This is a genomic window from Pullulanibacillus pueri (assembly GCF_014639255.1).
Classification (GTDB): Bacteria; Bacillota; Bacilli; order Bacillales; family Sporolactobacillaceae; genus Pullulanibacillus; species Pullulanibacillus pueri.
The window spans coordinates 253,288-269,209 of sequence record NZ_BMFV01000001.1 but is presented as its reverse complement, the minus strand read 5'-3'; the positions used below and the strand labels follow the sequence as shown (position 1 = coordinate 269,209).

Sequence of the window (15,922 nt, the reverse complement as noted above, 5' to 3'; positions counted from 1 at the left end):
TTATTATTAGGATCTAATATTCTGACTTTTTGAGTATTGCTTCATCATATGATTTTTATCAATAATATGCTACAGTTCCTGAATTCTTGCTTGTTATTTTCCTCATTCGCCTACAATGTAAACCCAATAATTCTTAATAAAATTCAAAATTTCCAACACCCTTTTACAGGACATTAGGGGTGATAGGTCATAATCATTTTTTTACAACCTGTCTGTTTCCAACTCAACGTTTGTACTTTTTTTAAATGATTTTAGAAAGTGTTGAAAAGTGGTGGCAAAGAGTCTAAATGTTATAATGTAGGATAAGCACTATATAGGAGTAGTTTTACTTTGAGGAGGACACAAAAATGACATTTACTGGATTTACCAAAGAAGATTTTGATGTTTTTTCTATAGAAGGGCTAGAACCACGTATGGAAGCCCTCATCGCAACAGTAAGACCCAAGCTCGAGTCCCTCGGCGCACAATTTTCTCCGTTACTGACAAGTTTAACAGGGGATGAGATTTTCCCGCATGTTGCCAAGCATGCGAGACGGACGGTTCATCCACCAAAGGATACTTGGGTTGCTTTTGCCGCCGATAAACGTGGCTATAAAAAACACCCCCACTTTCAAATTGGTTTGTGGGGAACGCATGTATTTGTATGGTTTGCCATTATTAATGAAGCTGTCCATAAAAAGGAAATTGCCGAAAGACTTAAAGCACAGCAGACACAGCTTCTCGGTAACTTACCGGCCAAATTTGTTTGGTCTATGGATCATACCCAACCAGCGATAGTTGAAACTTTTGATCCCCAAATGCTCGAACGCTTAGGAACCATAAAAAAGGCTGAATTGCTTTGTGGCCAAACCTTTTCTAAAGAACAAGCCATTGAACGTGGCGATCGTCTGAGCGAAGATATTGAAGCCATCTTCTCGAAGCTTTCACCTCTTTATGAAGCTGTCACAAAATGGCCTGTTAAATAAATAAAAGGGAGAATTTTAAGTTTTAAGCGAATGAAGGAGTGACATATGGTCACTTCCCCCAGGGCGCAGCGCTCACTGGGATAAGGAGAGGTTCCTTATCCCGGAGCAGCCTTCCTAACAACTGTGGTTCACCTCTTGATTTTGTTTCTAAATGTGATCCAACCTCTCTTTTTAAAGTTTATGTTTTGAAAAAGTGCCCCACTTTTTTGAGATACATGTTGCTTCGCGCTGTATTCTCTCCATCAATGCTGCAACAGTTGGTATATCATGCAGGTGTTCAACAACTTGGCCTGCCCATCCGAATCCACTGGCGTCATCTCCCTCATAAATCATCCGGCGATTGGCTTTCCCACTTATGTGATGTTTTAACTCTTCATAGGTTCCACCTTGGCTCTCCATTTCCAGAATTTCATCGATCCACTGATTCTTTAATGCTCGTGCTGGTGCACCAAGGGTTCTCTTTATGATTGTTGTATCCGTAGCATGGGCTTCCAACAGTTTTTGCTTATAAACCTCATGAGCCAGTGTGCATTCTTTGGTTGCAATAAATCGCGTCCCCATTTCAATACCTTCTGCCCCGAGGGCCAGGGCCGCCATGAGGGAGCGACCGTCACTAAAACCACCAGAAGCCACTACTGGAATGTTAACGGCATCTACAATCGCAGGGATTAGCACTAAACTTGTTGTTTCCTCTCGACCAAGATGCCCGCCTCCTTCAAAACCTACAGCCATGACTGCGTCTGCTCCTAAAGCTTCAGCTTTAAGTGCTTGCCGTACCGAAGAAACGAGAATCAAGATCTTTGCCTCCGAGTGGGATTCCTTAAGCGCTTTAATTACGGGGGTCGGATTTCCACCAGTAACGGTAATGACTGGCACCTTTTCTTTTATTGCTACCTCAAGGTAATCCTCATAAGGTCTCCCGTGTTGTCCAATGGCAAAATTCACGCCAAACGTTGCCCGAGTCAAGGTTTTTAAGTTTTGAATCTCATGTAAGAGCACCTCAGGACTTTCACAAGTCATCGCCGTCAGTTGTCCTAAAGCCCCTGCATTAGAGACAGCCGCAGCAAGATCGGCATTAGCTAAGTAAGCAAGTCCACCTTGTATAATCGGTATATTAATGTCTAAAAGTTCAGTTAACCGCGTCTCCAATCTAAAGACATTCCCCATAATCAAACCTCCTAAAAAAATTTTTTAAATAAAACTTGATAAAACCGTTCAACTTAAATAAGATAAGTCTAGTTTGTGTGAAAAGCGAACCCGAATTTAAAAAGGGATCACCCTTGTGACATAATTCTAATGATTTTTTCGGCCTCGTCATCGCACACTAAATATACAACCACTTTTATTAGATCCTACCCTTCATAAAAGTCATCAGTAGATCTTTTAAAGAACAGCATCAAGTGTATGGCTTAGGATACTTTCCCATACAAATGGAATGGTTTATACTTTTTATTTTAAAGAGGTGCAAGAAATGAAGCAATCAGATACACCACTACAATCAGATACACCACTATTTACAGGACTTCTTCAATATGTTCAATCAAATCCCGTTCCCTTCCATATTCCAGGTCATAAAAAAGGTCGAGGAATGGATCCAGAGTTTAGAGCTTTTATAGGTGAAAATGCCTTGTCTATAGATCTCATTAATATTGCGCCATTGGATGACCTTCATAATCCTCATGGAATGATAGAAGAAGCGCAAAAACTGGCAGCAGAGGCTTTTGGTGCTGATGCCACCTTTTTTTCCGTCCAAGGCACAAGTGGGGCAATAATGGCTATGATTTTATCGGTTTGTGCTCCTGGAGATAAACTGATTGTCCCTAGAAATGTTCACAAATCTGTCTTATCCGCTATTATTTTTTCCGGAGCAACACCCGTCTTTATTTATCCTGAAGTTGATCGTGATCTCGGCATCTCTCATGGCATTTCACCTGATGCTGTCAAAAGGGCCATTAATCAACATCCCGATGCCAAGGGGCTTTTAGTGATCAATCCTACATACTTTGGTGTAAGTGCAAATCTAGAAGAAATTGTCAACATCGCCCACAAGCATGCGATTCCTGTTCTTGTTGACGAAGCCCATGGCGTTCACATTCATTTTCACCCTGAGCTCCCTATGTCTGCCATGCAAGCCGGTGCTGATATTGCAGCGACCAGTGTTCATAAACTAGGTGGGTCTCTTACACAAAGTTCGGTTTTAAATGTTCGTGAAGGATTAGTTTCAGTAGACCATGTTCAATCTATTTTAAGCATGATAACTACAACATCAACATCTTATATCCTTCTAGCCTCGCTAGATACCGCTAGGCGCTACTTAGCGATCCACGGAAGGGAAAGACTTACCGAAACCATTGCACTCGCTCATGAGGCTCGTAACCGCATTAACGCGATTCCAGGGTTATATGTAGCAGGTAAGGACATTCTGACTTCTAAAGCCACTTATGCCTACGATCCTACAAAATTAATTATTTCCGTTAAAAGCCTAGGCATGACCGGTTATGAGGCTGAAGTTTGGCTTAGAGAGCATTATCAAATAGAGGTCGAGCTCTCAGACCTTTATAATATTCTCTGTATTATCACACCGGGTGACGATCAAGCGAGTATCAGCCGTTTAATTGAAGGGTTGCAAGCCATGGTCAGTCAGCAAACAAAGCAAAAGGGACAGGTGTTTAAACCTCTTCCCGTCCATGTTCCCGATATGCCTCGTCTCGCATTATCACCTCGTGATGCTTTTTATGCGGATACAGAGTCCATTCCTTTTTCGGAATCAGTTGGACGGATTATTGCCGAATTTGTCATGGTCTACCCCCCTGGCATTCCTATTTTTACTCCCGGTGAAGTTGTGACTCAAGATAATCTAGATTACATCACGGAGAATATGCAAGCCGGACTTCCGGTTCAAGGACCAGATGATCCTACACTCCAGACGTTAAAAGTTGTTCAAGAACCCAAACCGATTAGATAGTAATAGAAAACTGACTTGAGAAGTTAAATATACTTTTTGAGTCAGCTTTTTGATATTACTCAGTTAAGTTAAATTAACAACAATTTCAATGACTTTCTTAATATCCATGGGTGAAGTACCATTTAAAAATTTATTTAGTTGTATTATTTCATTTCATGAATGGTTTCTCAGACACCTTGAAAATGTGGATTAAGCCCTTATGGTATAGGTAATTATAGAAGTCATATATTAGTCATAGGTCACCTTAACTGGGAGGAAGAAAATGAATCACCTTATCCTTCACTTAAAAAAAATCGAGCAACTCATCCAATTAATCCTAGTACAAGGCTATACAAATAAGAATTCATTGGAAATTATGTATTTCTCATTACTTCGTGAGGAACAAAAAATCTTAAATCGACTTATGAAAATGAATTTAGATTCTCTTGACGCTAAAAAGAAACTAAAGGTCTTACTTTCTATATTATATCGGGATGACGAAGCAGCAGAACCTTTGTTCAGAGCTTGGTTACGTAGTTCAATTTGGTCTCCGTCCTCATGCCCAACAGTAATAGAAAGAGACTTTAGAAAATCAATGTTTCGAGAGATTCAACATGAACTAAAAGAAACAGTTCCATATGTTCAACAAATTTTTGATCAGGAACAATCTCGCTATATCATCCCTGCTTTATTAAGAACTACTAACCAAAGGCTATCTTATTAGGGGGTTGAAATTTTGAGTTGGATTGATTCAAGAATAGATCTCAATATCTATAGCCAAGGAGAAATTAATCAATGGATTTATAGTACATGTAACATTTGTTCAATTGGGTGCGGCTGCTATATCGCAGTGAAAGATAACAAAATTGTCGGTATAAAAGGGAATTCCGAGCATCCCATCAATAGAGGAAGATTAGACCCAAAAGGAGAAAACCAGTGGTATGCCAATAATAGTCCTGACCGTCTATTATTACCTTTAAAAAGGGATACAAATGGTGAACTCGTCGAAACCACCTGGGACGATGCCTTCACCATTCTTGTTAACCAGGCAAAAAGGGCATTAAAAAATTATGGCCCCAATGGTGTTGCTATATATTCAACAGGCCAGGCGACATTAGAAACCTATTACACTATAGCCAAAATCGGTCGAGCTGGTTTACGTTCACATTTACTGGATGCGAATACCCGTTTATGTACGGCCACAACAGAATGGGGATTACTCGAGTCATTTGGATCAGATGGCGTCCCAGCTTGTTACCAGGATATTGATGTTACCGAGACATTGTTTTTAATCGGTCATAATCCTGCAGAAACAGGTACGGTCTTATTTGAACGTATTATGGAACGAAAAAAACGAACTGGGAAACCATTTATGATTGTAGTGGATCCTAGAAAAACATTAACCGCTAAGGAAGCCAATTGCCATTTGCAGCTGCTTCCTGGGACTAATGTCGCCCTTCTCAATGGCCTTATTCACCTGATCATTAAGAACAACGACATAAATAAGTCCTTTATCAAACAACATACCATCCATTTTAATCAACTTGTTGAGGCTGTTCAAGAGTGGACACCAGAAAAGACAGCTAAAGAAACAGGGATACCAGTAAAGCAATTAGAATTAGCAGCCGAACAATTAGGAAAAACCCCTTCATTAGTCACGACTACCCTTCAAGGAACTTACCAATCAGCAGACGCTACTACAACAACAGTTGACGTAAACAACCTTCATTTAATTCGTGGCCTTATCGGAAGACCTGGCTGTGGGCCTTTGCATATGGCAGGTCAGCCAAGTTCTTCTGCAAATCGAACAGTAGGTGGTGTAGGCTCTTATCCCGGGAATCGTAATCCAAATAATCCACAACATGTAAAAGAGATTGCCCAGCTGTGGAATGTACCTATTTCACACTTAGAAGTAGGTCCGGAGAAAGGAATTGAAGAAATTTTACATTTGATGGAAGAAGAGAATATAGGTCTCTTTTGGAACATCCAAACCAATCCAATGGTCTCACTTCCCAATAGAAAACGCGCAAAAAAGGCTTTTGAAAAAACCTTTGTCGTAGTCCAAGACCCTTTTTTGACTGAGACCACCGAAGTTGCTGACCTCGTTCTCCCCCCTGCAATGTGGGGAGAAAAAGATGGAACAATGGAAAATGCCGATCGTACTATAAATCTTCTAAAAAAAGCTATTGATCCGCCGGCTAACGTCCTTCCCGACTTTGACATTTTATTGGAGTTTGCAAGAAGAATGGATTTTAGGGATAGGGACAATAACCCTTTAATTTCTTATACGACTCCAAAAGAGTGCTTCGAAGAATGGAAACGGGTCTCAAAGGGCCGTCCTTCTGATATGAGTGGCATTACTTATGAAAAGCTCGAAAAATATAATGGCCTTCAATGGCCTGTGAATGAGGAACATCCCTTAGGTACACCTAGACTATATACAGATTTAAATTTCCATACCACAGTAGACGCTGCTCAGAGTTATGGTAAAGATCTCTTCAATGGTCGGGAAAGAGTAAAAGAAGAATATGAAGCACTTAATGCAAATGGTAAGGCGATTCTCTATCCAACAATTTACCTCCCCCCTATTGAAAGACCTTCTGAAGAATATCCTTTATGGCTGACAACAGGAAGACTGGTTTGGCACTGGCACACAAGAACTAAAACGGGAAGATCGCCGGCACTCCAAATGGTTGCCCCTGAAGGCTATGTGGAAATTAATCCAATCGATGCCGACCGCTTAGATTTACTACCCGGGGAAGTCGTCCGTTTAATTTCCGCACGCGGATGGATAGAAGTTCCTACTCGAATTGTAGATACAGTACAGCCGGGGCTGGTCTTTGTCCCCTTTCATTATGGAAGCTGGGAGGCTCACCAAGCAGCCAACGAAATTACAGTTGACTTTACTGATCCCTTATCTAAACAACCCACTTTTAAGCAAAGTGCGTGTCGTATAGAAAAAAGACGAAAAAAAATAAAAATAACCTCAGAAGAGAACCTCATAAGCGTTGCAAAAAACTACAATTTAACAGTTAACGAAATTGCCCGTGCCAATAAAATGACACCACCTTTTCGCTCCGATATCGGTCAAGAGATTGAAATTCCATTATCAAAAGTGAACGTTACAATTCCACCTTATATGCCATATCGTAAAGTTGAACGTTATCCACATTTCAAACAAGCTAAATTTCCTGTAACAAAAATCGATTTGCAAGATTAATCCATTTAAGAATTAAAGAAGATAACTTTAAGTCGATTTCGTACGGATCGACTTTTATTTTGTTTTTTGGCCGACAAACCATCACAAGGATTGTATTTCCCAACACTATTTGTACTTTTAACTCATCGACCTTTTCATTTTACTTCTCCTTATAAAAAACAGGGGATTACGCCCTTGTTCTTGGCAACCATTAGAAAAACCGGGCGAAATGCATGCCTGGTCCTCATTCAGTTGGGCATTAAAAAGCTTTTTTACCAAAATGCTTCGTCAGTATCAAGTGGATTGGAGCGGAAGACGCGAGACTCCTTCGGGAACAGCACGTGTCCGAAGATCCACTTGGGAAACTCGATTATCATCCCAAGTTAGCTGAGGCCACTAAGGACGATCGGCTAAAAACGTCACGTCCTGTGACAACGCCGACCCTACCCACATCGTGTGGGCATGAGGAAAGCGAGCGTTCTGAAGCGTAAATCCACACCGTCCTGATGACCAGAATTTTATACATTCTTATATTTTAAAAAAACCTCTGAGCACTAGCCCAGAGGTTTCGTAGAACACTTCATTATTTTGCAATGTGGATTGGCAAGCCTAAAGCAACTTCGGCTGTTTCCATAGCAATTTCACCTAAAGTTGGGTGAGCGTGAATAGTCAAAGCCACGTCTTCAGCTGTCATCCCCGCTTCAATGGCTAAGCCCATTTCTGCGATCATGTCAGAGGCACCTGAACCGGCAATTTGCGCACCTAAAATTAAACCGTCTTCCTTACGAGTCACAAGCTTCATGAAGCCGTCTGTTTCGTTTAAGGAAAGTGCACGACCGTTAGCCGCAAATGGGAATTGTGAAGCCACGACATCATAGCCTTCTTCTTTTGCCTGCTCTTCAGTTAAACCAACAGAAGCAAGTTCAGGATCTGAGAAGACAACAGCAGGAATGCATTGATAATCAACCTCAGATGCTTGACCGCTAATGACTTCAGCAGCTACTTTACCTTCATAAGAAGCTTTATGAGCTAAAGCAGGCCCATCAACGATGTCACCAATAGCATAGATGCCTTTGACATTGGTTTGACCTTTTTTGTCGACTTTAATTAAACCACGTTCTGTTGTTTCAACCCCTGCAAGGTCAAGACCAAGCTCTGCAGTGTTAGCTCGTCGACCAACAGTCACAAGGACATAATCAGCTTCGAAGACTTCTTCTTTGCCTTTGATTTCAGCTGTGACTTTCACACCGTCGGCTGATTCTTCAACACCTTTAGCGAGGGCTTCAGTGTGAATGTCAACCTTTTTATTTTTAAGACGCTTTTTAACAAGCTGACTCATTTTCTTTTCAAAACCAGGAAGAATGGTATTCGAACCTTCAAGAATCGTGATTTCAGTACCAAAACCAGCAAACGCGTTTCCTAATTCAATTCCAATATAACCGCCACCGATGACGATCATTTTTTTAGGCACTTCTTTAAGTGCTAATGCACCAGTAGAAGAAAGCACGCGGTCAGACCATTTGAAGGAAGGAATTTCAATTGGGCTGGAGCCTGTTGCAATGATACAGTTCTTAAACTTCAAACGCTTAGAACCATACCCATGATTGACACGAATTTCGTCTTCAGCCACAAATAAAGCTTCGCCTTCTTCAATCTCTACTTTATTTGCTTTAAGAAGTGCGCCAACACCACCCGTTAGCTTCTTAACAACAGAGCCTTTCCATTCTTGAACCTTTTCGAAATCGATCGTCACATTTTCTGCTTTAATCCCCATATCCTCTGATTCATTTGCATGTTCAAAACGATGGCTTGCAGAAATAAGTGCTTTTGATGGTACACAACCTACGTTAAGACAAACGCCACCAAGGTTTTCCTTTTCAACGATCGTTACTTTTTGTCCAAGTTGTGCTGCGCGAATGGCGGCAACATAACCGCCAGGGCCTGCCCCAATGACAACTGTGTCTACTTCGGTTGTAAATTCTCCAACTACCATTATTTACCCCTCCATGATTAAACGTTGTGGATCATTTAACAAACGCTTAATTTTATTTAATGCATTCTGTGCTGTTGCACCATCAATAAGACGGTGATCAAAGCTCAACGAAAGCGCAAGAACTGGAGCCGCTACAACTTCGCCGTCACGAACGATCGCTTTTTCGGCAATACGTCCGATACCTAAGATCGCAACCTCTGGGTGATTAATTACTGGTGTAAACCATTGACCACCAGCGGAGCCGATGTTCGTAATGGTACAGCTACCACCAGACATATCAGCGGGTGCTAATTTGCCTTCTCTTGCTTTTGTTGCATAGTCAGCGATTTCTTTTGCCATTTGATACATAGACTTGCGATCAGCGTCCTTAATGACAGGAACAACCAGACCATTTTCTGTATCAGTTGCAATGCCAATGTTGTAATAATGCTTATACACGATTTCTTGATTTTCATCGTCAATAGTAGCATTTAATGTTGGATATTCGCGTAAAGTAGAAACAAGTGCTTTCACAACATAAGGAAGATAAGTAAGCTTATACCCTTGGTCAGCAGCTTCTTGTTTAAAGGCTTTACGGTGAGCCACCATCTTCGTCACATCTACTTCATCCATGAGTGTTACATGAGGAGCAGTATGTTTGGAATGCACCATGGCTTGTGAAATCGCCTTACGGATACCACGGATTTTTTCGCGAGTTTCGCCACCTGTTGGTGCTTGTGGTGCTACTTGGGTGCTCGTGCTTGTTGTTTCTTCCGCTTGTGCCTGAGCAGCTTCAGTCTCTTGAGGTGCAGATGTTGCTCCACCAGATAAGAAGGTATCGATATCCGCTTTGAGGATTCTACCGTTTTTACCACTGCCTTCAACTTCACTAATATTAACATTGTTTTCACGTGCATATTTACGAACAGAAGGCATAGCAATGACGCGTTTGCCACTCTTTTCAGTTGCATCAGTTGTTTTTTGTTCAGCTTCAGGCTGTTTTTCTTCTTGTTTTGATGGCGCTTCGGAAGCTGGAGCCTCTTCTTCTTCGTCATCATATCCTTCTGCGTCGATTGAGATGAGGGGATCACCTACTACAGAAGTCGTACCTTCTTCAGCTAAAATCTCTAAGACCGTTCCATCAACAGGACATGGAACTTCAACAACGGATTTAACGTTCTGAACTTCTAAAAGAATGTCATCTTCTTTAACTTCGTCACCAGGCTTAACAAACCATTTGACGATTTCGCCTTCATGAATTCCTTCACCAAGTTCAGGCAATTTAAATTTATAGGCCATAGTCTTTTTTCAGCCTCCTTTTAAAAATATCATCATAGAGTGCTCAAAAAGCTCCAGAGTTCAGTCCATCATATTTATTAGACAGCATGAAACTTCTTTTTAGACTTAATTTGAACACCCCTAGTATTGCTTAAATGTACTGATTTAGAAGTTGATAACTTCTTTTACTTTAGCAATGACGTCTTTGTCATTAGGTAGCCACACTTCTTCAGCAGCAGCATAAGGGAAGACCGTATCAGGTGCAGCTACACGACCAACAGGTGCCTCAAGATCTAAAATAGCTCGATCATTGATTTCAGCAATAATATTTGCTGAAATACCTGCTTGCTTTTGTGCCTCTTGGACAACTACTGCACGATTGGTCTTCTTGATGGATTCTACAATCGTTTCAACATCGATTGGGCTCACTGTACGAAGATCAATAACTTCAGCATTGATCCCTTCCTCAGCCAATTGTTCAGCGGCTTTCACTGACGTTTGCACCATCGCACCATACGTAATAATGGTGACATCTGTTCCTTCACGGACAATATTAGCTTTACCTAATTCAACCGTATATTCGCCATCTGGAACTTCATCACGGAATGAGAAATATAATTTCATGTGTTCCAAGAAAATAACAGGGTCATTGTCTTTAATAGCCGAAATAAGTAGGCCCTTTGCATCATAAGGGTTTGAAGGAATAACGACCTTCACACCTGGTGATTGAGCAAAAAGTCCTTCAAGACTATCAGCATGGAGTTCAGGGGTCTTCACGCCGCCGCCAAAAGGAGAACGGATCACGACTGGTGCATGATATTTACCACCTGAACGGTAACGAAGACGTGCAAGTTGTGAAACAACACTATCCATTGCTTCAAATACAAATCCGAAAAATTGAATTTCCATTATTGGACGAAAGCCATTCATTGCTAAACCTAGAGCTATACCACCAATACCTGATTCGGCAAGAGGTGTATCAAAGACACGTTCCTCACCGAATTCATCTTGTAAACCTTCAGTAATACGGTATACCCCACCGTTTTGACCAACATCTTCACCAAAAATGACAACATTATCATCATTTTTGAGCTGAGTCCTTAGGGCATCAGTAATCGCTTGAGCCATTGTCATTTGCGCCATGGTTTACTTCGACTCCTTCTCACGATATTCTTCAAGTTGTTCACGAAGATTGACTGGAAGCTTCTCATTCATAATCTCAATGAGTTCAGACACTTTTTGCTTAGGTGTTTTATCAGCTTCTTTAATTGCTGCTTTTATGTCTTCCTTCGCTTGTTCAACCGTTTTTTCTTCTTCATCTTGAGACCAAAGATTCTTACCTTCAAGGAATTTACGGAAACGGATAAGCGGATCCTTAAGTTCCCATTCGTTATCTAAATCTTCAGTACGGTAACGCGTAGGATCGTCCCCGGCCATTGTGTGTGGACCATAACGATAAGTGATCGTTTCAATTAAGGTTGGACCTTCACCGGCAATCGCATTTTCACGCGCTTGTCTTGTTGCTGCATAAACAGCGAGTGGATCCATACCATCAACTTGAATACCATTAATTCCAGCAGCGATGGCCTTTTGTGCTAATGTGTTTGCAGCTGTTTGCTTTTCAACAGGAACAGAAATGGCAAAGTGGTTATTTTGAGAGATGAATACAGCAGGGACCTTAAAAGCTCCTGCATAGTTAATGCCTTCATAGAAGTCACCTTGAGAAGTCGCACCATCACCAAAATAAGTCAAAGCAATGTTTTTCTTTCCGCGTTTTTTCAAACCAAGAGCAACACCAGCAGCTTGAGTACATTGTGCTGCAATGATAATTTGTGGCATCAAAGCATTGACGTCATCAGGAATTTGTCCCCCGACAAAATGTCCACGTGAATAAAGGAAGGCCTTTACTAGTGGAAGGCCATGGAATACCAACTGTGGAATATCTCGATAAGATGGTAATAGCCAATCTTCCTTCTCCATAGCAAATTGACTTGCAAGCATTGATGCTTCTTGACCAGCGACTGGAGCATAGAATCCTAAGCGTCCCTGGCGGTTGAGAGAAATTGCACGCTGATCCCAAATACGTGTATACACCATACGTCTCATTAATTCAGTTAACTGTTCATCAGAAAGGTCTGGTACAGCATCTTTATTAACGATTTCACCTTCAGTGTTAAGAACCTGTAACATCTTAAACTGCTCTTCCACTTTGCTATAATCGATCGTTTGCAAACCCTTCACCTCTTCCTTTCAAAATAAAAAATTAGTTTTGAGTCATTCAAAAGAACAAAACAGGGACTGACCCTCTTGGTACAATAAAGACATGACTTAAGGGTGTCAAACTTATGTCTTCCCGTATTTATCAGTTTTTTTGAACGCGCTCTTGTAGTTTACATATTGAAAGCAGTCATTCTTGCCTATTCTTTGGTTTACCCTATTTATTAAGCAAACATAACACCTAAAAAACAAGCGAGTATGTAAACGTGAAGCCTTCAACTGTTGTAATAAATAAAAGAAATAATTACTAATACAACTCAACCATTAATTAGTTTATATTAATTGCTTAAAATAAGTCAATAATAAGGTCCTTTATTAACCAAAAATAATCTGTTATATAAAAAACAAGCAATCTGTACTCATTCTGTTTCATTTAGAGTTTTTTATAACAGAAAAAGAGGTTGGAAGAGAAATATTTCACTCATAGAAAAAACCGAACATCACTATGAATGAACGGTTTTTTCTTTACTGCTTAACATGAGGTACGAATCGCTCCGTCAAAATACTTCGCTTTCCACATGCCCACACGACTAAGGAAAGCTGCTAAGAGAATAATCCTCGCAGAAAAATCATGTTTAGTCGATCATCCTTTGTGGCAACAGCTAACCCCTTGGAGTGGAACTTTTAATGCTCCAAAGTATTTATGACTAAAAACCCCCTGTTCCTGCGTCTACTCGTATCGCTTCGTAGTAAACTTCCTCTGAACAACTCGAAGTTTAATCGTGAAAGTCACGTTGGTTGGGTTCCTGCCGGAGTCTCTGCATTTTGACTATGCTCACTTGAACTTACATTGTTCGGTATTTGTATTCATTATTTTGTTTTGCCCCAGCCCTCCTCTTTTATTTATTTTTGCTTTTAATCCCCAGTGCGGAATAAAAACTTTGCTTCTCTTTGTTGAAACTCTCAGTATATTTATTAAAGGTTTCTTTATTTTTTTCTATGGACTCATAGTGATCATTCACTACTTTTAACTGTTTCTGAAGATCTTCTGTTGTCAACTTTTTATTGGTCATTAGCTTGAAAAGTTTTTGGTCATCTGTAATTGAGGCCGTATAGACTTTATATAAGTCCCCAAATGCCTCATATCGCTTTTCCATGTTTTCAATAGTCTGTTTTCCAGGCTTTTGGGCCTTTTCCTCTTTCACCTTATTAATATGAGGAACAGCCTTTTGGAATAATTTATAAGCCGAATCGATACTTTTCTTTTCTTTTTCCATCATCTTTTGACGTTTTTCAATAGAAGCAAGCGCTTGATCACTGTATTTACTGACTTGTTTATCATCTTTTACGTCGACATTCATTATCTTATTGTAAAGATCTTGTTCCTTCTTTTCTTCATCCACTAACGGTTGTTGTTGTTCATTAAAAGTTTGTTCTTCTGCGGCTGCCTTTTCCATAAAATCGAAAGCTTGATCGCCTTCTGACTTTTTATTACAACCCGATAATAGTGTTATAACTATCAAGGCTAAAACACATGCTAAAAAAGGTTTTGAATGCTTGGCCACTTCTTTTCCCCCTTGACTACCAACTGATAATTTTAATAATAGCAAATCTAATTGTGAAAATATAGGCAACGGTCCAAACGTTCCCATTTAAAAGGTATATTATAAAAAATAACAGACCCCTTCTTTGACTTCAAACTCATCCTGAGCGTATGATCTTGAATGTCAAAAACGATATGATAAACTATACATAGTTATTAACCCATGTTATGGAATAAACGATGAGTAATCTCCGTTTAAATAAAGAGGAGTGTTTTTATATGATTACAATGGATGATATTATAAGAGAGGGCAATCCTATACTAAGAACAGTAGCTGAAGAAGTCCCACTTCCTCCAAGTGAAGAAGACAAGGCAACTTTAAAGGAAATGTTGGAGTTCCTTAAAAATAGTCAAGACGATGAAATCGCCGCTAAATATAATTTACGAGCAGGTATTGGTCTTGCTGCCCCACAAATAGGCCTCAAGAAACGTATGATTGCCCTGTACCTCACAGATGAAAAAGATAAGTTACATGAATATGCCTTATTTAATCCTAAGATTGTCAGCCATTCTGTCGAGGAAACCTATTTAGAATCAGGCGAAGGGTGTTTATCTGTCGATCGGGATGTGCCAGGGTATGTTCCCCGCTTTTCTCGAGTAAAGGTTTCAGCCATTGATATCAATAACAAACCCGTTGTTCTTAAATTAAGAGGACTTCCTGCGATTGCGATCCAGCATGAAATTGACCATCTTAACGGTATTATGTTTTATGACCGCATTAATAAAGAAGATCCTTATAAAGTTCCTGAAAAGGCAACGACGGAGCGTTAAATCAATGGCTCAGAGTGAAGCGGGAAGCTCCACCTGGTCCCTTTGAAAAAATCACTTCATTTAAATTAAACCAAGATAGTTCAAGCCGTTCATAATACCATGGTCGTCCGAAGATGTGGTGATATGATCGGCTACTTTTTTGGCCTCTAGGTGTCCGTTTTCCATCGCAATCCCCTTATTTACAAACGAGAGCATTTCGATATCATTTAAGCCATCTCCAAAAGCAATGGTGTCGGTGCGTGAAAGCCCCAAATGGTCAATAACCTTCTGAATACCTTCTGCCTTTGAGCCCCCTTTGGGTAAGATATCCATAGAATAGGGATGCCACTGTATATGATCAAAGTATGGCAGACTGTTTAAATAAGTATCAGCCTCACCACTCTTGGCAAAAAGCAACCCTTGATAAACGTCATGTTCCTTATAGTATGTTGGACAATACACCGGTGAAGCTTCTTTTAAATCCTTAAAACTTTGAAGGATGTGAGGATGATTATTCGCATTGGCTCCCATTCCTGTTGCCGATAAAAAAGCTAGAGGGTGATGGAACTCCTGGGCTTTTGTCACTAAAGCCTCTATATGTGTCTTGGGCAATGGATGAGTAGAAATCACATGACCTTCATGAACAACATATTGACCATTAAAACTCACAAAGGTATGAATATCTAATTTTTCTCGAATTGAAGTAAAATGAAAAGGCGCTCGACCGGTAGCAATAGCAGGGACAATGCCTTTAGCCTTTAAACGTTTAATAGCTTCATAAGTGGAATCCGGGATTCTTTTGTGGCTGTCTAAAATCGTACCGTCTAAATCAAAGAAAACGATGGTCATTTCTCTTTCAAAACCTTTCTCAAATAAGTTATGAAATAGTACAAAAAAGGCAATACTGATTGAATCTTACTCTACATGAATTTTAAAAAAATGTGCAAAATAACACTACACCCTCAAAATCAAGGTTTCCTTCTCCAAGCAGGCA

At 40.2% G+C, this 15,922-nt stretch carries 13 protein-coding genes; 6 read left to right on the top strand and 7 right to left on the bottom strand.

All coding sequences use genetic code 11. From position 1 onward, the window contains the following. The first annotated feature begins 347 nt into the window (after positions 1 to 347). Positions 348 to 965, top strand: a complete 618-nt coding sequence (locus tag IEV91_RS01165; protein WP_188495219.1) for a YktB family protein — start codon at positions 348 to 350, stop codon at positions 963 to 965. 171 nt (positions 966 to 1,136) lie between these two features. Here IEV91_RS01165 and IEV91_RS01160 read toward each other — a convergent pair whose 3' ends face one another. Further along, a complete protein-coding gene (locus IEV91_RS01160; protein WP_188495217.1) occupies positions 1,137 to 2,132 on the bottom strand; it encodes an NAD(P)H-dependent flavin oxidoreductase in 996 nt (331 codons plus the stop codon). A gap of 304 nt (positions 2,133 to 2,436) precedes the next feature. Here IEV91_RS01160 and IEV91_RS01155 point away from each other — a divergent pair, with 304 nt between their 5' ends. The 4 genes from IEV91_RS01155 (at position 2,437) to IEV91_RS01140 (ending at position 7,599) form a co-directional block, all read left to right on the top strand. Next, on the top strand, positions 2,437 to 3,930 hold the full coding sequence (locus tag IEV91_RS01155) for an aminotransferase class I/II-fold pyridoxal phosphate-dependent enzyme (RefSeq protein WP_188495215.1): 1,494 nt from the start codon (positions 2,437 to 2,439) through the stop codon (positions 3,928 to 3,930). A 262-nt stretch (positions 3,931 to 4,192) separates the two neighbouring features. After that, positions 4,193 to 4,633 carry a hypothetical protein gene (locus tag IEV91_RS01150; RefSeq protein ID WP_188495213.1) on the top strand — a complete coding sequence of 147 codons (441 nt, stop codon included), beginning with the start codon at positions 4,193 to 4,195 and terminating at the stop codon, positions 4,631 to 4,633. 12 nt (positions 4,634 to 4,645) lie between these two features. Then, positions 4,646 to 7,129 (top strand): molybdopterin-dependent oxidoreductase, encoded by a 2,484-nt coding sequence (locus IEV91_RS01145; protein ID WP_188495211.1) that lies wholly within the window; start codon positions 4,646 to 4,648, stop codon positions 7,127 to 7,129. A gap of 320 nt (positions 7,130 to 7,449) precedes the next feature. Next, the gene (locus IEV91_RS01140) at positions 7,450 to 7,599 is read left to right on the top strand and encodes a hypothetical protein (RefSeq protein WP_188495209.1); all 150 of its coding nucleotides are present in this window, start codon (positions 7,450 to 7,452) and stop codon (positions 7,597 to 7,599) included. A gap of 92 nt (positions 7,600 to 7,691) precedes the next feature. Here the strand turns inward: IEV91_RS01140 and lpdA are convergent, their stop codons facing one another. From lpdA to IEV91_RS01115, 5 genes are all read right to left on the bottom strand, one after another. Continuing rightward, positions 7,692 to 9,101, bottom strand: coding sequence for a dihydrolipoyl dehydrogenase (gene lpdA / locus IEV91_RS01135; protein ID WP_188495207.1), 1,410 nt, complete (start codon positions 9,099 to 9,101; stop codon positions 7,692 to 7,694). Between the two features lie 3 nt (positions 9,102 to 9,104). Beyond that, positions 9,105 to 10,379, bottom strand: a complete 1,275-nt coding sequence (locus IEV91_RS01130; protein WP_188495205.1) for a dihydrolipoamide acetyltransferase family protein — start codon at positions 10,377 to 10,379, stop codon at positions 9,105 to 9,107. Positions 10,380 to 10,523: 144 nt separating this feature from the next. After that, on the bottom strand, positions 10,524 to 11,501 hold the full coding sequence (locus tag IEV91_RS01125; RefSeq protein ID WP_188495203.1) for an alpha-ketoacid dehydrogenase subunit beta: 978 nt from the start codon (positions 11,499 to 11,501) through the stop codon (positions 10,524 to 10,526). A 3-nt stretch (positions 11,502 to 11,504) separates the two neighbouring features. Next, positions 11,505 to 12,548 (bottom strand): pyruvate dehydrogenase (acetyl-transferring) E1 component subunit alpha, encoded by a 1,044-nt coding sequence (pdhA, locus tag IEV91_RS01120; protein ID WP_188495461.1) that lies wholly within the window; start codon positions 12,546 to 12,548, stop codon positions 11,505 to 11,507. 926 nt (positions 12,549 to 13,474) lie between these two features. Continuing rightward, positions 13,475 to 14,140, bottom strand: a complete 666-nt coding sequence (locus IEV91_RS01115) for a YkyA family protein (protein ID WP_188495201.1) — start codon at positions 14,138 to 14,140, stop codon at positions 13,475 to 13,477. A gap of 257 nt (positions 14,141 to 14,397) precedes the next feature. On the opposite strand from IEV91_RS01115, the gene def reads away from it, so the two are divergent. Next, entirely contained in the window at positions 14,398 to 14,949 is a 552-nt protein-coding gene (gene def, locus IEV91_RS01110; RefSeq protein WP_188495199.1) for a peptide deformylase, read from the top strand. Positions 14,950 to 15,009: 60 nt separating this feature from the next. On the opposite strand, the gene IEV91_RS01105 is transcribed toward def, so the two are convergent. After that, complete coding sequence (locus IEV91_RS01105; RefSeq protein WP_188495197.1) at positions 15,010 to 15,777, bottom strand: Cof-type HAD-IIB family hydrolase; 768 nt, start codon at positions 15,775 to 15,777, stop codon at positions 15,010 to 15,012. Between the last annotated feature and the right edge of the window lie 145 nt (positions 15,778 to 15,922).